Source organism: Streptomyces sp. JLBJ103, assembly GCF_058215575.1.
Genome location: NZ_CM177089.1, coordinates 7,640,049 through 7,657,220, shown reverse-complemented (window position 1 = coordinate 7,657,220; position 17,172 = coordinate 7,640,049). Strand labels below are relative to the sequence as shown.

Annotated in this window: 19 protein-coding genes; 5 read left to right on the top strand and 14 right to left on the bottom strand. The window is 70.9% G+C overall.

Annotated elements, in window-relative coordinates:
* Window positions 1-147: 147 nt before the first annotated feature.
* Window positions 148-1,635 (bottom strand): MocR-like transcription factor YczR, encoded by a 1,488-nt coding sequence (gene yczR / locus AC4BEG_RS32905; RefSeq protein ID WP_490703311.1) that lies wholly within the window; start codon window positions 1,633-1,635, stop codon window positions 148-150.
* A gap of 63 nt (window positions 1,636-1,698) precedes the next feature.
* On the opposite strand from yczR, the gene yczE reads away from it, so the two are divergent.
* Window positions 1,699-2,397, top strand: a complete 699-nt coding sequence (gene yczE / locus AC4BEG_RS32900) for a membrane protein YczE (protein WP_490703310.1) — start codon at window positions 1,699-1,701, stop codon at window positions 2,395-2,397.
* Here yczE and AC4BEG_RS32895 read toward each other — a convergent pair.
* The 3 genes from AC4BEG_RS32895 to AC4BEG_RS32885 all read right to left on the bottom strand — a co-directional run bounded on the left by AC4BEG_RS32895 (window position 2,309) and on the right by AC4BEG_RS32885 (window position 4,817).
* Window positions 2,309-3,598, bottom strand: coding sequence for a YncE family protein (locus AC4BEG_RS32895; RefSeq protein WP_490703309.1), 1,290 nt, complete (start codon window positions 3,596-3,598; stop codon window positions 2,309-2,311). The genes yczE and AC4BEG_RS32895 overlap by 89 nt on opposite strands.
* Before the next feature lie 211 nt (window positions 3,599-3,809).
* Window positions 3,810-3,995, bottom strand: coding sequence for a hypothetical protein (locus AC4BEG_RS32890; RefSeq protein WP_490703308.1), 186 nt, complete (start codon window positions 3,993-3,995; stop codon window positions 3,810-3,812).
* Between the two features lie 372 nt (window positions 3,996-4,367).
* Complete coding sequence (locus AC4BEG_RS32885; RefSeq protein ID WP_490703307.1) at window positions 4,368-4,817, bottom strand: 2-thiouracil desulfurase family protein; 450 nt, start codon at window positions 4,815-4,817, stop codon at window positions 4,368-4,370.
* A 168-nt stretch (window positions 4,818-4,985) separates the two neighbouring features.
* Between AC4BEG_RS32885 and AC4BEG_RS32880 the strand changes: the two genes are divergently transcribed.
* The gene (locus AC4BEG_RS32880) at window positions 4,986-6,047 is read left to right on the top strand and encodes an enoyl-CoA hydratase/isomerase family protein (RefSeq protein ID WP_490703306.1); all 1,062 of its coding nucleotides are present in this window, start codon (window positions 4,986-4,988) and stop codon (window positions 6,045-6,047) included.
* 73 nt (window positions 6,048-6,120) lie between these two features.
* Here the strand turns inward: AC4BEG_RS32880 and AC4BEG_RS32875 are convergent, their stop codons facing one another.
* From AC4BEG_RS32875 to pdxR, 4 genes are all read right to left on the bottom strand, one after another.
* The gene (locus AC4BEG_RS32875; RefSeq protein WP_490703305.1) at window positions 6,121-6,255 is read right to left on the bottom strand and encodes a hypothetical protein; all 135 of its coding nucleotides are present in this window, start codon (window positions 6,253-6,255) and stop codon (window positions 6,121-6,123) included.
* Between the two features lie 46 nt (window positions 6,256-6,301).
* The gene (locus tag AC4BEG_RS32870; RefSeq protein ID WP_490703304.1) at window positions 6,302-6,817 is read right to left on the bottom strand and encodes a tetratricopeptide repeat protein; all 516 of its coding nucleotides are present in this window, start codon (window positions 6,815-6,817) and stop codon (window positions 6,302-6,304) included.
* 34 nt (window positions 6,818-6,851) lie between these two features.
* Entirely contained in the window at window positions 6,852-7,370 is a 519-nt protein-coding gene (locus AC4BEG_RS32865) for a protein-tyrosine phosphatase family protein (protein WP_490703303.1), read from the bottom strand.
* A 251-nt stretch (window positions 7,371-7,621) separates the two neighbouring features.
* On the bottom strand, window positions 7,622-9,118 hold the full coding sequence (gene pdxR / locus AC4BEG_RS32860) for a MocR-like pyridoxine biosynthesis transcription factor PdxR (protein WP_490703302.1): 1,497 nt from the start codon (window positions 9,116-9,118) through the stop codon (window positions 7,622-7,624).
* A gap of 29 nt (window positions 9,119-9,147) precedes the next feature.
* Between pdxR and AC4BEG_RS32855 the strand changes: the two genes are divergently transcribed.
* Complete coding sequence (locus AC4BEG_RS32855) at window positions 9,148-9,759, top strand: LysE family translocator (protein WP_490703301.1); 612 nt, start codon at window positions 9,148-9,150, stop codon at window positions 9,757-9,759.
* An 8-nt stretch (window positions 9,760-9,767) separates the two neighbouring features.
* Window positions 9,768-10,475, top strand: a complete 708-nt coding sequence (locus tag AC4BEG_RS32850) for a B3/B4 domain-containing protein (protein WP_490703300.1) — start codon at window positions 9,768-9,770, stop codon at window positions 10,473-10,475.
* A 41-nt stretch (window positions 10,476-10,516) separates the two neighbouring features.
* Here AC4BEG_RS32850 and AC4BEG_RS32845 read toward each other — a convergent pair whose 3' ends face one another.
* A complete protein-coding gene (locus AC4BEG_RS32845) occupies window positions 10,517-11,302 on the bottom strand; it encodes an N-acetyltransferase (protein WP_490703299.1) in 786 nt (261 codons plus the stop codon).
* Between the two features lie 14 nt (window positions 11,303-11,316).
* Window positions 11,317-11,760, bottom strand: a complete 444-nt coding sequence (locus AC4BEG_RS32840; protein ID WP_490703298.1) for a contact-dependent growth inhibition system immunity protein — start codon at window positions 11,758-11,760, stop codon at window positions 11,317-11,319.
* Between the two features lie 99 nt (window positions 11,761-11,859).
* Here AC4BEG_RS32840 and AC4BEG_RS32835 point away from each other — a divergent pair, with 99 nt between their 5' ends.
* Window positions 11,860-12,501 (top strand): hypothetical protein, encoded by a 642-nt coding sequence (locus AC4BEG_RS32835; RefSeq protein WP_490703297.1) that lies wholly within the window; start codon window positions 11,860-11,862, stop codon window positions 12,499-12,501.
* 36 nt (window positions 12,502-12,537) lie between these two features.
* Here AC4BEG_RS32835 and purU read toward each other — a convergent pair whose 3' ends face one another.
* The 4 genes from purU to AC4BEG_RS32815 are packed head-to-tail and all read right to left on the bottom strand — an operon-like array spanning window position 12,538 to window position 17,171.
* Window positions 12,538-13,392 carry a formyltetrahydrofolate deformylase gene (purU, locus tag AC4BEG_RS32830; RefSeq protein ID WP_490703296.1) on the bottom strand — a complete coding sequence of 285 codons (855 nt, stop codon included), beginning with the start codon at window positions 13,390-13,392 and terminating at the stop codon, window positions 12,538-12,540.
* Window positions 13,389-13,979 carry a sarcosine oxidase subunit gamma gene (locus tag AC4BEG_RS32825; protein ID WP_490703295.1) on the bottom strand — a complete coding sequence of 197 codons (591 nt, stop codon included), beginning with the start codon at window positions 13,977-13,979 and terminating at the stop codon, window positions 13,389-13,391. Before AC4BEG_RS32825 ends, purU begins: the two co-directional genes overlap by 4 nt.
* Window positions 13,969-16,830, bottom strand: coding sequence for a 2Fe-2S iron-sulfur cluster-binding protein (locus AC4BEG_RS32820; protein ID WP_490703294.1), 2,862 nt, complete (start codon window positions 16,828-16,830; stop codon window positions 13,969-13,971). The genes AC4BEG_RS32825 and AC4BEG_RS32820 overlap by 11 nt, the downstream gene beginning before the upstream one ends.
* The gene (locus AC4BEG_RS32815; RefSeq protein WP_490703293.1) at window positions 16,827-17,171 is read right to left on the bottom strand and encodes a sarcosine oxidase subunit delta; all 345 of its coding nucleotides are present in this window, start codon (window positions 17,169-17,171) and stop codon (window positions 16,827-16,829) included. The genes AC4BEG_RS32820 and AC4BEG_RS32815 overlap by 4 nt, the downstream gene beginning before the upstream one ends.
* Window position 17,172 lies beyond the last annotated feature (1 nt).

The following is a 17,172-nucleotide window of genomic DNA, read 5'->3' as shown; positions in this document are numbered from 1 at the left end:
GTCTATCCGGTCGGCCTCACCAGAATGCGTGCTCCACTATGCCGTAGTTTGTAAAGCGTTCAAATGGGTGCGGTCGACATTGCGATCCTGCGTTCGAATTGCGTTCGAATTTCGCTGGACCACGCCATTGACCAGCGATGACATCGGTCAGGCGATCCAGTGCGACTGCCGTGCGGTGGACGGCGGCCGCAGCCCACCCGCAAGCGCGGTGGCCATCCGCTGTACCGCCTCCCGCAGGGTCTCGGGCGGGAGGGCATACGGGATGCGCAGCCGCTGCTCGAAGACACCGGGATGAGCGGCGAAGCGGCCACCGCCCTCGATCCGCACCCCGCACTCCTCCGCGCGCTCCGCCAGCGGTGAGGCAAGCGGCTCCCCGAGGTCCACCCAGAGGGACAGCCCGCCGGGCGGAATCCGCCAGCTCCACTCCGGAAGGTGCTCGGTGAGGGCTTCGGCCAGGGCGGCGCGCCGGGTGCGCAGTTGCTCGAGGCGGGGCGGCAGCAGTTCGTCCTCCCGGGCCAGAAGGTGGAGGGCCAGCAGCTGATCCACCACTGAGCCGCCCATGTCGTTGGCCACCCGCTGCCCGGCGAGTTCGGTCACCAGCCGGGCGGGGGCGCGTAGCCAGCCGATGCGCAGACCGCCCCAGTGGGTCTTGCTCATCGAGCCGATCGTGAGGACCTGGCCACCGCCACCGGGCCCGGTGTGGGAGGCGAAGGGCGGCGGGACGGGCACATCGAGGGCGATGTCGGTCAGGGTCTCGTCGACGATCAGCCAGGTGCCGGAGCGTTCGACGGCGCGCAGCACCCGCGCGCGTTCCTCCTGGGGCATCAGAGCACCGGTGGGGTTGTGGAAGTCCGGTATCAGATAGGCCAGTTGGGGCACGACCTGGTGCAGGGTCGATTCCATGATGCCGATGTCCCAGCCGGTGTCGGCCACCGGTACGGACACGGTGCGCAGCCGGGCCCGGCGCAGGGCCTCCAGGGCATTGGGGTACGACGGGTTCTCCACCATGACGCGGTCACCGGACCCGCAGAGCACTCCCACGATCAGAGTGAGGGCGTGCTGGGCGCCGGAGGTCACCAGGATCTGTTCGGGCCGGGTGGCCAGGCCGCGGCGGGTGAACCGGTCGGCGACGGCGGCCCGGAGCTCGGGGAGGCCGTAGGGGTGGTAGCCGGGGGTCTCCGCGTGGTCGGCCAGTTGCGGAGCGATGTGGACGAGCGCGTCGGACAGGATCCGCTCCGGCAGCACGGGGGCGGCCCTGGCCAGGTCGATGGCGATGTCCGGAGGTGCCAGCACCCGGGCCACGCCGTGCGGCGTACGGCCTTCCGGCAGCGCCGTCCAGGTACCGGCGCCCTGGCGGCTGTAGGCGTAGCCGCTCGTCCGCAGCAGGTCGTACCCGGCGGTGACGGTGGCCCGGCTGGTGTTCAGGGCGGCGGCCAGTTCCCGTTCGGCCGGGAGCCGTACGTGCAGGGCGATCCGCCCGTCGAGGATGAGTGCGCTGATCTCCCGCGCCAGATGGCGGAAGGCCGGCGTCGCGCCCGCCGGGTCGGGCAGCATCGCGGCCAGTTGCCCGCTTCCCAGTGTTCCGCCGGTCCTCCCGGCCCGGTCTCCGCTCCGCCGCCGGTGCAGTGCGTCCATTCCCGCCACTCCCCCGAGATTGGCTGTGTTGTGCAGGCCAATCACTGTACAGACTCACCGTCCATGGCCTCGAAACCCCCGCCTCCCCTCGGCTACTTGACACTCGGCGAGCGTCCGCTGCGCCGCCTCCTCCAGCTCTTCACCGGACTGGCGCTGTACGGCTTCAGCCTGTCGCTCATGGTCCGTTCCTCGCTGGGGGTGAATCCCTGGAGCGTGCTGTACGAGGGGGTGTCCGGGCACACCGGACTGAGCTTCGGCGCGGTCAACGCCGTGCTCGGTGCGCTGGTACTGCTGCTGTGGATCCCGCTGAAGCAGCGGCCGCGCTTCGGCACGGTGGCCAACATCGCCGTCCTAGCGGGTACGTCGGATCTCGGCCTGGCGCTGATCCCGCCGGATCTCGGCCTCTCCGCCCGGGTACCGCTGCTCATCGGCGGAGTGCTGCTCAACGGGGTGTCGGTGGCGGTGTACGTCGGCGCCCGGTTGGGGCCGGGGCCGCGCGACGGGCTGATGACGGGCGCGTCCGCCGCCACCGGACGTTCCCTGCGATTCGTCCGCACCCTGATAGAGATCACGGTGCTCGCGCTCGGCTGGCTGCTCGGCGGGACGGTGGGCATGGGAACGGTGCTTTACGCGGCCACCGTCGGCCCGGTCACCCAGGCGCTGCTGCCGCGGTTCACCTACCGCTCGACGGCCCCGTCCAGTCGGCCGCCACATGACCGATGCGCACCCGCTGCGGATGGTCCCCGACCTGCACGGACGTGACCTTCTCACCGGTGGCGAAGTCAATCGCGGTGACCCGGTCGGCGCCGCTCTCGGAGATGACACAGGACCGGCCGTCGCCGCTCACCGTGGCCCAGTACGGCTTCGACGCGGTCACCAGGGGGCCTTCGCGGAGCGTGGCGCGGTCGACGACGGTGGCGTAGTCGTCCATCGTCCCCGCGACGCACAGCTTGGCGCCGTCCGGGCTCATGGACAGACCGTGGTGGCGGGAGTCATTGACCCAGGTGGTGCGGTCCTCGCTGGTGTCCGGGTTCTTCGGGAGGGTCTTGGAGCGGGTGATGCGGTCGGAGGCCACGTCGTACTCCAGGAAGCCGTTGAAGAAGGACACCTGGAAGTAGAGCTTGGACTCATCGGGGGTGAAGGCCACCGGCCGGACGGCGTCGGACAGGTCCTTGCGGCCGAAGGCGTCGAGCCGTTCGCGCATGTCGATGACCTTGACCTGCTTGAAGGTGTGCGCGTCCACCACGGTGATGCGCCGGTCGCCCTTCGTCCAGTCCAACCATGGTTCGTCCAGCGCGGTGTTGACCTCGCCGATGGACATGTTCCACACGTACTTTCCGCCGTCCGTGAAGACGTTCTCATGGGGCTTGTCGCCCGTGGCGAACGATCCGAGCTGCTTGCCCGTCTCGATGTCGAGCATATGCACGGTGTTGGACGTCGAGGCCGACACCGCCACACGTTTGCCGTCGGGCGACACCGCCATGTGGTCCGAGCGGAATCCCGATACCGGGAAGCGCCACTTGAGGGCGCCGGTCTTGAGGTCGATGGAGACCACGTCGGCGAAGCTGGGCCGGGAGACGACGATGGCGGAGCCGTCCGGGGTGGAGTACATGTCGTCGACGAACTGGTCGTGCCCCTCCCCCGGCCCTTGCCGGATGCCCAGGAAGAACGCCAGTTTGATGGGGTTGAGATAGATCTCCCTGAGTCGCTCTTCCTTGTCCGGGATGACGTTGACACGGCCGATTTTGCCGAAGTCGCCCTTGGAGGCGATGACATCGGCGGTGCCGTCCCAGTTGTTGCCCACGAACATCACCTCACGCGGCCCTGCCGGTACCGACGCGGGCTGTGCGGCGGCGGTGACGGTGGCCGTCGCGGATCCGGTCACCGCCAGCACCGTGACGGCGGCGAGACAGACGAGCGTGCGCAGAGACCTACGGCTGCGCCGGACCGCGCGAACAGACATGACCACTCCTCCAGTTGGGCCGCGACACACCGGGGCCTACCGGAAAGTAATGAGCGAAGGCGGCTGCCACAAGAGCCTGGACAGAAAAAGTGACATTGACTCACCTTCGCCGGATGGTCCCGGGTGGACCCCGCCGCCCCCGCATCACGGTCCGGGAGCGGCCGGGCGGCCGCTCGGGGTCACCGGGACACGGGGTGAACCGGCCGCGCGGTCAGCGCTCGGGCACCGGCGCGGACAGATAGGGGAACGCGTCACGCGGCGCCCCCGCGGCGGCGCTCGCGCCCAGCGCCATCCCGACGGGTACGCCCAGCACCAGCCGGAACATCACCTCGAGGACACAGTCCGTCAGGGCACGTCCGTTGCGTACCTCAACACCGAACCGGGCCTCGCTGCCCACCTCGACCGCAGGATGTCCGGCAGCAGCAGATCGCGCAGCCGGGCGGCGTACGCGGCCGGGTCGGGCGGTCGCTCGGCCGGATGTGGCCGTGCCGACGAGGGGGACGCACCGTGCGAGGGCGGGGGTAACGCCCGTGTCCGTCATGGGAGCTGAGACGGAAGGCAGGGTGCGGTCGCCGTAGTTCGCTCAGGACACCAGGCACCGGTGACACGGACGGCGAGGAGAGAAGTGCACAGTGACGGCGCTCCCCGGTTGACCTTCGAACGATGAACGGGCCCGTGTGATGCGGCGCAAGGCGCTGGTGGGCGCCACCCCGCGGCGGGGCGTGGCGCCCTCGCACCCCGGGCGCGGGCTCACGCCCCGGGCGCGGGCTCACACTCCCGGCGCGGGCCGCACGGTGATGCCGTTGCGTGCGAACAACGCGGCCGTCACGCCGTCGCCCGGTGCCAGCTCCCCGGAGAACGACCCGTCGTACACCGCGCCCTGGCCGCACGACGGGCTGCGCGGCATCAGCAGGGCCTCGGTGCAGCCTCCCCGCCGGGCCGCCTCGAGAGCGCGCCGGGCGCCGTCCACGAACGCGGCGGTGACATCACGGCCGGTGTCGTCGACCACCTGTGCCGTACCGTCGAGGACATCGTGGCCATCACCGCCCACCAGCTCCGCGGGCCGTCGCGGGGTGGTGAGCCCGCCCGCCACCTCCGGGCAGAAGGACACCACATCGCGCCCGGCCACCGCCTCGTCCAGCTCCGACACCGCCTTGTGACGCCCGTCGTACCGGCAGGGCACCCCGCGCAGACACGCGCTGACCAAGATTGCTGTCATTCCGCCAAGGCTAGCCCTGACGCCGCGGGCATGGGCAGGATGGACGTGGACGTGTGGCGTCACACAGGTCGTCCGCGATCCACGGCCGCACCGGACTCCGGAAGGAATCGACGAGATCATGCGTTTCACCTCGCCCCATGCACAGACCGGCCCGGCGGGGGCGACCCGATGACGGCGGCCGACGACGAGCAGGTGCGCTTGCACATCGAGGGACACACGGCCCATCTCACGCTCAACCGGCCGAAATCCCTCAACGCCCTGACACACGCCATGGTGACCCGTATCGACCGGGCGCTCGCCGCCTGGGAGAGTGATCCGGCCGTGAAGACAGTGGTCATCACGGGTGCGGGCGAGCGCGGGCTGTGCGCGGGTGGTGACATCGTGGCGGTCCACGCGGATGCCCGCGCCGGAGGGACGGCGTCCGCGGCCTTCTGGGCCGACGAGTACCGGCTCAACGCCCGGATCGCCCGTTTCCCGAAGCCCTATGTCGCGGTCATGGACGGCATCGTGATGGGCGGCGGCGTCGGGGTCTCCGCGCACGGGAGCGTGCGGATCGTGACCGAGCGCTCCCGGGTCGCCATGCCCGAGACCATTATCGGCTTCGTCCCCGATGTCGGCGGCACCTATCTGCTCAGTCGCGCCCCCGGTGAGCTCGGCACCCATCTGGCCCTGACGGGCCGGGCGGTGGGCGCGGCGGACGCCCTGCTGTGCGGGCTCGCGGACCACTTCGTACCGTCGGAGCTGGTGCCCCGGCTGCTGGCGGACCTCGCCCGTTCCTCCGTGGATGAGGTGCTGCCCCGCTATGCGCACCGGCCACCGCCCGGTGAACTGGACGGCGGGCGCGACTGGATCGACGAGGCGTATGCGGGCGGGACGGTCGAGGAGATCGTGGACCGGCTGTACGCCCTGTCCGTCACCGCGGCGAAGGAGACGGCCGAGACTCTGCTCACCCGGTCCCCCACCGCGCTGAAGGTGACCCTGGAGGCGCTGCGCCGGGCCCGGACCCTCGGTCCGCTGGAGCGGGTGCTGGAGCAGGAGTACCGCGTCTCGTGTGCCGCGCTGTCCAGCCCGGACCTGGTGGAGGGGATCCGCGCGCAGGTGGTCGACAAGGACCGCTGCCCGCGGTGGTCGCCCGCCACCCTCGCCGGGGTGACAGACGAGGACGTGGCGGCCTTCTTCGCGCCGCTGGGCGAGGGCGAGTTGCGCCTCGCGGCCACCGACTCCCCTTGACGGGAGGGGGTGTTTCGGACACGCCGGCGCGGATTGTCGATTCCGCTCGGCGCGGTCGCATGGGACGGGATGATCACTGAGGTGGGCGGATGTCCCGGCGCCGGACGGCGTCGGTGCCGCCCAGCTCGTCCAGCACCTCGGTGAGCAGCGCCCGGTGCTCGGCGAGGCGCCGGTCGCCGAAGCGCTCGGCCGGCCGCTCGTCGAGCACCGCCCGCGCCCGCCGGGCGGCTCCGCCACCGCCTGACCGACACCCCTCAGACCGTCGCGTCCAGGTCCTGCGCGTATGTCTCGACGGCCCGTCGGTAGCTCCGGACCGACGGATCGTCACTGGTGGTGGCGAGCAGGGTGAGCAGCAGCCGCATGGCCTCGTGGTGGTCACCGGTGTTGTACAGGGCCATGGCCAGGAAGGCCGGGAACGCGCCGTCCTCCGGGAACTCCTCCGCGCCACAGCGCAGCGTGTCGACCGCTTTGCTGTACTGCCCGAGTACGCGGTAGGTGCTGCCGAGCCCGAGGAGCGCGCCACGGCGATCCTCGGCCGACAACCCCGGTGCGCCGAGGCTGCGTTCGTAGAACGGGACCGCCTCGGCCTCCAGTCCCAGCACATCGTGGGCCCAGGCCGTCTGGTACGCGATCTCGGTGTCCTCGGGATACGCGGCGGAGAGCGCCACCAGCCGCTGCCGCGCCTGCTCGCGGTCTCCCTGCGCACGCAACCGCACAGCCTCGGCCAGCCGTCCGTCTCGTGTGCCCTTGTGTGCGCCCTTGTCGCTCATGGCGGACATCTTCGCACCCGGACCGGCCGGACGATCACCGGTTGGTGGCGTTGAAGCGACGCACATAGCGGTGCTGCCACGGTGTTTCGACGGCGTGCTTGTCGTAGTGCTGCCGTACGAAGGCCACCGCCTCGGCGGGCGGAACCCCGTCGAGGACGGCGATGCAGGCCAGAGCCGTGCCCGTGCGGCCACGGCCGCCTCCGCAGGCGACCTCGACCCGCTCGTGCGCCGCGCGGCGCCACACGTCCCCGAGCAGGGTGGCGGCGCGGTCCCGGTCGCTGGGGAGACGGAAGTCCGGCCAGCGGAGCCAGTCGGAATCCCAGGCCACCTCCGGCGGTTGCTTGCCGAGCAGATACACCGCGTAGGCGGGCGACGGGCCGGTGGGCAGGGGGTTGCGCAACCCCCTGCCACGTACCAGGCGGCCGGAGGGCAGGTGAAGGACCCCAGGGGCCTCGGGGTCCCAGAGGGGCGCGTCCGGCGCCTGCTCCGGCTCCGTTCCGCTGTCCGTCACGGCGGTGTTCTCCTGCCCGTTGTCCGATCGGCTCGACGACATCGTGCCCCCTTGATGTGCTGCGGTGTGGTCCCTTCGAGGCCAACGTAGCCGATGGCTAGGTCCTGTCCTGTCGATCTTCATGGATCAGCCCGCGGCGTCTGGTGAGGGGGCACCTCCCAGCGGTAGCTGGGGGAGGATCGCAGGAGGGTCGCCCTCGTACTGGGCGTACTCGGACGATCCCGACAACGCGGCGAGGCGCGGTGCCAGGCGTCGTGGGCCCGCGAAGATCGGCAGGACAGGGCCTAGGGGCGTTACCACGGCTTTCCTCCCCTCTGGTGGCGCAGTGCGGCGCCGAGTGCCGCGATGCCTTCCTCGATGTCGCCCGGCGTGGACGCCGCGTAGCCGAGGACCACTCCAGGTCGCAACTGCCGCTGGCCGTACCAGGACAGCGGATGCACTTTGACACCCCTCGCGAACGCCGCGGCGGCGAGGCCGGCATCATCCACCCCGGGCTGGAGCGTGATCGTGAGGTGCAGACCGGCCGCCGCCCCGTGGACCACCGTGCCGGGCAGCTGACCGGCGATGGCCTCGATCATGACGTCCCGGCGGTGCACATGGCGTCGGCGCAGCAGACGCAACTGGCGCTCCAGCTCTCCGGAGTCCAGCAGTTCGGCCAGCACCAGCTGCGGCAGTACCGCGTTGCCGAGATCGCTGTTGCGTTTGGCCAGGACGAGGTCGTCGCGGTAGCGCGTCGGCGCGAGCAGCCATCCCAGCCGCATGGCGGGGGCGAGGAGTTTGGAGATGGATCCGGTGTAGAAGACGTGTTCCGGCAGCGCGGCGCGCAGCGCCGAGACGGGAGGGCGGTCATAGCGGTGCTCGGCGTCGTAGTCGTCCTCGATGATCAGTCCGCCCCCCTCGGCCCACTGGGCCAGCCGGCGGCGCCGCTCGCCGTGGAGCACCACCCCGGTCGGAAACTGGTGTGCGGGGGTGAGCACGACCGCCTGCGCGCCGCTTGCGCTCAGCTCGTCAACACACAGACCGTCGGCGTCGACCCGGACCGGGGGTGTGTCCATGCCCCAGTAGTCCAGATGCTGCCGGATACCGAGTGAGCACGGGTCCTCGACGGCGATGCCGGTGATCCCGTCCTGCCGCAGCACATGGGCGATCAGGGAGAGCGCCTGGGAGACCCCGGCCACGATGATGACCTCGTCCGCGTCGACACGGATACCGCGGTTGAGCGCCAGCCACCTGGCAATGGACCGTCGTACGGCCGGTGTTCCGCCCGGGTCGCTGTAGCCCAACGCGGACGGCTCCAGGGTATTCAGCACGGTGCGTTCGGCGCGGAGCCATACCGCGCGTGGAAAGGCGGCGAGATCGGGCAGGCCGGGTGAGAGATCGATCCGCGCCGGTGTGGTGCGCAGCAGATCGAAGATGTCCGCGCCGGGCGGGACCTGGCCGAACAGCGCCGACGACGGGGGACGTGTCGCGGGCCGCTCGGGACGCGGCAGCGCCGGGGCGGACACCACAGTGGTGCCGCCGCGGCCGTGGCCGCTGACATGGCCCGCTTCCGCCAGCCGCTGATAGGCGTCGGTGACCACCCCGCGGGAGACACCGAGGTCCGCGGCCAGCCGTCGGCTCGCGGGCAGTGTGCTGCCCACCGGGAGACGGCCGTCCGCGATGGCGGTGCGGAGCCGTTCGGCCAGCCACCGCGCGCGGCCGCGTGCGGGCGCGTCACCGATGTCGAGTTGCAGAAAGTCGGCGCCGGGCCCTTTGGACCTGCTGACCGACCCTTCTTTGGCTCTCCTCACCGGACCATTCTCTCAGGCAGGGTGACCGTATGAGCATCGCCTTCCTCCTCACCACGCTCATCGTGGTGGCCACCCCGGGAACCGGCGTCATCTACACCGTGTCCGCCGGGCTGTCGCACGGACGGCGTGCCAGTGTCGCGGCCGCGTTCGGCTGCACACTCGGCATCGTTCCGCACGTGGCGGCCACCCTGCTGGGCCTGGCGGCCGCGCTGCACACGAACGCGGTCGCGTTCCAGGTGCTGAAGTACCTCGGGGTGACCTATCTGCTGTATATGGCGTGGACCACACTGAGGGACCGTCAGATGACCGATGTGGCAACCGGTTCCGGCCCGCGGCCCAGCGGCCGGGTGGTTTCCTCCGCCGTACTGATCAATCTGCTCAACCCCAAGCTGACCATGTTCTTCGTCGCCTTCCTCCCCCAGTTCGTGGCCGCCGACGATCCCCATGCGCTCCCCCACATGGCGGTCCTCAGCGGTGTCTTCATGCTGGCCACGTTTGTGGTCTTCGCCGGGTACGGCGCCTTCGCAGCGGCGGTCCGCGATCAGGTGGTCGCGCGCCCGAAGGTGCTGGCCTGGATCCGCCGGCTGTTCGCCGGTTCGTTCGTCGGTCTGAGCATCAAACTGGCCCTGGTCAACGCTTAAGGACACGCATGCGCTTTCTGTACTCGCCCGCGATCGGGGCCACATACCCGGAGCTGGTCTCCGGAGCCGTCCACGTCACCGGGATCACCACCGATGTCCCTGTCGCTACGATCGCCTCGGCCGTCACCCGGCACACCGCCGTCGCGGAAGAGCGTCTCGCCGACGGCACCGAAGGGGAATTCGCCGAAATCCAGGCGTGGCGGCGGGCGTTCAGCCGGATGGGAGTGAAACCCACGCAGTACCGGAACGCGGCCGAGGCGCTGCTGCGGCGCTACCGCAAGGAGCGATCGCTGCCTTCGGTCCATCCGCTGGTGGATCTGTGCAATGCGATCTCGGTCGCGTACGCCATCCCGGTGGGAGTGTTCGATACGGCCTGCGTCACGGGGCCGTTGGAGGTCCGGCATGCCGTGGGCGACGAGGTGTTCCTGTCGTTCTCCGGCGGGACGGAACATCCGGAACCCGGCGAGGTGATCTTCGCCGACGCCTCCGGCCGTGCGCATGCGCGTCGCTGGACCCACCGGCAGAGCAGCCACTCCGTCGTCCGGGACACCACGACCTCGGCCCTGATCGTCTCCGAGGGCCTGCATGACAGCGCTCCCGCGGACGTCGGCAAGCTCATCGCCACGGTGGCCGCCGAGCTGACGGAGATCTGGAAGGTGACACCCACGACGGTGACACTCACGCCCACCGACGGCCCGGTCGATCTGCCGGAGTGAGCCGCATAAGGGTCCGCGGCTCGTCCTGTCCGGACGACGGGTCAGTCGGTACGCACCGCGTGCCGCATCCACACATTGGGTTCCACGTAGACGGCGTAGCCATGCGCGGTGTCGCACCGCACCGGGACCAGCGCGCCCGGCACCTCGGTGTCGCCGTCGCGGTCGAAGGGCAGACCGGTCCACTGGCGCCACTGGGCCAGGGATCCGCTCACCGTCATGGATGCCGGGGCGACCTTCTCGATGGTGCCACCCGCCTTGACGTGCACCCGTAGCCACGGGTCGCTCGGCAGACCGTCGTCGCGGAACCGGCCGATGTACTCGGCCATGGGCAGCCGGGGTCGCAGGTGCTTGGCGTTCGGGCGGACCGGTGCCAGCAGGGCGTGGTGGCCCTGCCGCGCGACGGCGTCCCGCAGCGCCCGCAGCATGCGGTGGGACAGACCGCGGCCGAGGTACGCGGAGTCGATGGTGATCTCGAGCGCGCTGGCCACGGTGGCCGGGCGTCCGTGGTGCCGGTCGCGGAACGCCCACACCAGCACCTGGTCCCAGCCCCGGTCGGGCATCTCCTCACGCCCGTCGAGCTCGGCGTTGAACGGCACGCTCAGCCCGCGGGCCACCACCCGGTCGCCGTCGGTGGCCACCACGCAGTACTGCGGGAAGTCCTCCACCACCCGGCCGAGCAGCGCATTCGCCGCCGGTTCATGCGCGATGAAGGCGGGCCATGTCTCGGCGATCTCATAGACCCGGGGGATCAGCGACGGACGGTCGCTGAGCGGGCTGATCTCGACGGTGTCGATGTCGGTGTGGCTGTGGGTGCCGGTGTCTGTCACAAGGAGGAACAGTGTCAGAGACGGTGTGATCCGGCCACTTGGTTTGCCGTCCCGGCCACGCCCCGGGTGGCGAGGAAGTGCTCGGCGTCGCCCGCCAGATGGTCTTCCAGCTCGGGCAGTCCGGACACGACGGCCAGCAGTTCGCCCGCGACGTCGGGAAGCACGGCCCAGACCGCGGGGTCGCACCGCAGCACCACGGAGAGCAGATCGCCCTCGTAGTACCGGGCCTCGGCCAGCGGATCGTCCCGCAGCACCTCGAGCGCCAGCGGCAGCAGGAAGGGCAGACCGACGTTCTGGGCGATCAGGGTGCGCAGGTCCTCGACGGTGAGCGCGCCGAGTCTGCGCTGCCGTAGGGCGTGCACGGTCCGTACCAGTCCGGTGGCGTTGTCGGGCGGGTCCGGCCAGCGGACGCCGTCCAGTTCTTCCAGGGTGCGGTCGCGGTGGAGCAGTCGGCTCATCCGGGAAGGGTAGCGCCATGGAGTACCGGGAGTACCCAGTGGTGTTCTGAGTACGCGCACTCAGGTCAGCAGGGCTCGGGGCCTTCTAGCGTGACCCCCATGAGCAGCCAGGACACCCTTGACCACACCGACTCCGGCCAGGACACGGCCACCGCCCGTGGCCGGGACGCCAAGGGCCCCTCGAGGAAGACGGCGGGGTGTGCCGTGGCGACGGTCGTGCTCGGCTGTCTGGCGCTCCTGGGCATGGCGGGCCTCTCCGAGCTGGAGAAGGGGCTGGACGGATACGGCCAGTTGGAGGGCGGTCAGGAGGATCTGGGGCCCGGTGCCACGGCCGAGTACGAGGACGGGTTGCGCGTGACCGTCAGCGAGCCGGTCCGTGAGCCGGGCAGTCGGGTCTACGCGTTCACCATCACCTACGAGAACGGCACCGATTCGGCGTTGCGCCCCATCGGCACGGGATCGGACGCCTATGTGTCCGACATCGCCGGCTCCGACACCCCGCTGATCGTTCGCGCCGGGGACCCCTACGACTACGACGGGCCCGACGACGGCAAGGACGTCGAGTGGCTCAACGACGACGAGGCCAATCGCAGACTCCGGCCGTCGCTGGGTGAGGGCGAGAGTGTGCGGGTGCCGGTGCGGGTGCGGGCCCGTGCCAAGGAGACGCCGGTCACCGTCGAGGTCCAGCCGCCGGGCGACGACTTCCGGGACACCGCCCAGTGGGCGCTGACCCTGGACTGACGGTGGCCACCGCGCCTCCGGTCCGGTGGCCGACGGTCAGTTGAAGATCACCGTGCGATTGCCGTGCAGCAGCACCCGCCCCTGGCAGTGCCAGTTGACGGCGCGGGCCAGCGCCAGCCGTTCGGCGTCGCGGCCGACGGTGACCAGGTCCTCCGGGGTGGCGCGGTGGTCCACCCGGATCACCTCCTGCTCGATGATCGGCCCTTCGTCGAGGTCGGCCGTGACGTAGTGGGCCGTCGCGCCCACGAACTTCACCCCGCGCCGGTACGCCTGGTGGTAGGGCTTGGCCCCGGCGAAACTCGGCAGGAAGGAGTGGTGGATGTTGATGGCGCGGCCCTCCAGCCGCTTGCACAGGTCGTCCGACAGCACCTGCATATAGCGGGCGAGGACCACCAGATCGACGCGGTGTTCCTCGATCAGCTCCAGCAGCCGGGCCTCGGCCCGTGGCTTGGTGTCGGGGGTGACCGGTACATGTGCGTACGGCACACCGGCGGCCTCCGCCGTACCGGCGAGGTCGGGGTGGTTGGACACCACCAGCACCAGTTCCGCGGCCAGGGCGCCGCTGCGCCAGCGGTAGAGCAGATCCGCCAGACAGTGGTCGAACCTGGACACCATCACCAGCACCCGGGGCCTGGCCCCGGCGTCCCACAGCTGCCACTCCATGCCGAAGGACGCCGCCACCGGCGCGAAGGCGGTGTGCAGCCGGTCGAGGGTGAGCTCCGCGTCGTGCGCGGTGAACGCGGTGCGCAGAAAGACACTTCCGTGCTCGGTGTCGTCGTACTGCTGATGCTCGGTGATGTCACAGCCGTGCCGCATCAGGAACGAGGTCACGGCATGGACGACGCCGGGGCGTTCGGAGCAGGTGAGGGTGAGCAGATAGCGACCGGTCATGAGCCACCCCGGTATTCCGTGCAGGCGTCGACGAGCCAGGTGGCGACATAGGAGGCGAAGGACGAACGGACCAGCAGCCAGACGCTGGACGCCCCGGCTCCCCTGACCACGAGCGTCACCCCGGCCTGTGCCAGCAGGGTGGTCACACAGGAGCCGACCGGGGTCACCCGCGCGTCCAGGTCGATGGCGCAGCCACGGGCCAGCACCTCACGAGTGAGCTGTCCGGTGAGGGACAGGGTGGTGCGCTGGGCGGAGACATCGGTGACGGTGGCGAACGCGTCGCCGATCGCCGCGCGCAGCCGTCCGGCCAGGTCGTGGCCCTGGTCCGGGGGCGCCACCAGAAGCCATTCGTCCGGCCCCAGCCACAGGGCCTTCACCTCCCCGGACATTTCCGCGCGGGAGGGGCCGGGGAGAGTGAACCCCAGGGTGTCCTCGACGGCTCGGGCCGCCGGGCTGCCGGGCTCCACCCGGAGGGAGAGCTGTGTCAGGAAGGGGAGCTCCCTGATGTCCAGCTCTTCGGGCAGCCGCTCGAAGGTGTTCTGCCATCCGTCCAGCGGGCTGAAGCGTACGGGTGTCTCAACCGTCACGGCGAGCTCCCTCCTTGTCGTAGAGCACGGGCTCGGACACGGTCACCGGGACGGTCTCGCCGTCCAGCGCCACATAGAGGGTTTCTCCGATCCGCCGGGTCCCCGACCGCACGAGCGCCAGCGCAAACGTGCCTCCCAGAGCGCCGCTGCGGTAGCTGGAGGTGACATGTCCGAGCATGGGCACCGGTGGCGCGGGGACGGTGCTGGTGGCGATGATCTGGGCGCCCTCCGGCAGCAGCTTGCGCTCGTCGGCGGGCAGCAGCGCCACCAGCTCCTTGCGGTCGGCGCGCTGGTTCTCCGGCCGGGCGAAGGAGCGCTTGCCCACGAAGTCGGCCTTCTTCTTGGACACCACCCAGGACATACCGAGGTCCTGCGGGGTGACGGTGCCGTCGGTGTCCTGGCCGATGATGGGGTACGCCTTCTCGGCGCGCAGCACATGCATGGTCTCGGTGCCGTAAGGGGTGAGGCCGAACGGGGCGCCCGCCGCGTACAGGGCCCGCCACACCGCGATGCCGTCCCACGCGGGTACGTTGATCTCGTAGGCGAGTTCACCGGAGAAGCTGATCCGGCAGACCCGGGCCGCGGCACCGGCCACGGTGGTGTCGCGCCAGGACATGAACGGGAAGGCGTCGGTGCTGACGTCGAGTTCGGGGGCGACCAGGGCCAGTACCTCCCGGGACCGGGGTCCCACCAGGGGGATGGTCACCCAGTGCTCGGTGACGGAGGTGAGGTGCACCCGCAGCTCCGGCCACTCGGTCTGGAGCCACTCCTCCATCCACTCCAGCACCCTGGCGGCGTTTCCGGTGGTGGTGGTCAGGAGGAACTCCTCCTCCGCGACCCGGATCACGGTGCCGTCGTCCATGGCCATGCCGTCGACCCCGCACATCACGCCGTAGCGGATCCGGCCGGGCTTCAGGGTGCTCATCAGGTTGGTGTAGAGCCGGTCCAGCAGCACACCGGCGTCCGGGCCCTGGACGTTGATCTTGCCGAGGGTCGAGCCGTCCATCATGGCGACGCCCTCGCGCGCCGCCCGGCATTCGCGCAGCACGGCCTCGTCCATGGTCTCGCCCTCGCGGGGGTAGTACCAGGGGCGCTTCCACTGTCCGACGTCCTCGAACAGCGCGCCGTGCTCGAGGTGCCAGGGGTGCAGCGCGGTGACGCGGACGGGGTCGAACAGCTCGCCGCGGTTGCGCCCGGCGAAGGCGGCGAAGGCCACCGGCACGGCGGGCGGCCGGAAGCGGGTGGTGCCCAATTCGGCGATGTCCACGCCCAGCGCCTCGGCGACGATGCCGGAGGTCAGTACGCCCGAGGTGCGGCCCTGGTCATGGGCGGTGCCGATGGTGGTGTAGCGCTTGACGTGCTCCACCGACCGCAGCCCCGCGCCGGTGGCCCGGAACACATCCGTGACCAGGGCGTCGCGCTGGAGGTCGACGAACTGGTGGGACCCGTCGGGTCCGTCCTGCGGACTGGGCACCCGCCACAGCACCCGGCCCGGTGCGTCGGGCGGTGCCGCGGCCGCCGCCGGAGGCGGGGCCGACGTCACGGTGCGGTCCAGCGCCGACAGCGCCTGGGTGGCGGCGTCCACCCCGTCGGCCAGACATCCGGCGAGGGTAGTGGTGCCCCGGGCCGCGCCGGCCGTACGCACGGTCGGCAGCGCGCCCGCGGGGACGAACGCACCTGTCTGCGGGTCGTAGGCCAACGCGCCGCCGGCCTGGCTGAACAGGGCAACCGCCGGGTTCCAGCCGCCGGACACCAGTAGCAGATCACAGTCGACGCCCTGGCGTTCGCCGACCCCGTCATGGCCGAAGCGGGCGACATGGGCGCGGGAGATCCGGTCGATGCCGCTGGTGCCGGTCACCACATGTCCGGCGCGCACCTCGATACCCCGTTCGGCGCAGGCGGCCAGCAGACGGGCGGGCACGCTCTCCCGCGCGTCGACGACCGTGGCGATGCGCACACCGGCGTCGGCCAGGTCGAGGGCGGCGTGGTAGGCGGAGTCGTTGGTGGTGAACACCACGGCCCGCCGCCCGGCCACCACTCCGAAGCGGCCCAGGTAGGTACGGGCCGAACCGGCGAGCATGATGCCGGGGCGGTCGTTGTTGTCGAAGGCCACGGGCCGCTCGTACGCCCCGGTGGCATAGACGACCTGCCGGGCCCGGATCCGCCAGATCCGCTGCCGTGAGACATGGGCGGGCACGGCGGTGCCGAGGTGGTCGGTGCGCTTCTCCAGGGCGAGCACCAGACCGTCGTCGTAGTGGCCGAAGGCGGTGGTGCGGCTGAGCACCGTCACATCGGGGCAGGCGGCCAGCTCGTCCGTGACGGCCGTGGCCCACGCGGTCGCCGGGCCGCCGTCGAGTGTCCGCTGACCGCTGAGCAACGAGCCGCCGGGCCCGGGGAGTTCATCCACAAGGACCACCCGGGCACCGGAGCGGGCGGCGGTGAGCGCCGCCGAGAGTCCGGCCGGTCCGGCGCCCACGACCAGGACGTCGCAGTGGGCGTGCAGGGTGTCGTAGCGGGCCGGGTCCGGCTGGTCGCTCAGTCTGCCCTGGCCGCCCAGCCCCCGCGCGACCAGCCCGTCGTAGAGCTCCACGGTGGTGGCGGTGAGCATGGGCTCGGGGAACGGCGCCTCGATCTGCACCAGTGCGTTGGGCTCCTCGACACCGGCGGCCATGATGCCGCGCGGCCGGCCGTACTTGATACCGGTGGCCACCTTGTGCACCCCGTTGGCCAGCAGGGCCGAGGCGAGGGTGTCCCCCGGGTGCCCGGTGTACGTCACACCGTCGAAGACGAAGGAGAGGGTGGTGCCGCGGTCGATGTGGCCGTGGCCCTCGGTGCGGAACGGATTGCTCATGAGGTGGCCTCCTGGCCCTGCCGCGGCTGTGCGCCGGGGGCGGTGCGGGTGGCGAGGGCGGTGCGGACGGCGGGCGGGGGCGGGTCACCGACGCGGTAGACCGCGAGGAACTCATGGGTGACCGTGTCGCGCACGGCGTTGAACCAGCGGCGGCATCCGGCGGCGTGTGTCCACCGCTCCGCGAAGGGCCCCTTGGGGTTGTCGCGGAAGAACACGTACTGGGCCCACTGCTCGTCGTCCAGGGCGTGCGGGTCCTCGGGGTGGGCGATATGGGCCTGTCCGCCGTAGTGGAACTCGGCTTCCTCACGTGCGCCGCACCAGGGGCACTCGATGAGCTGCATG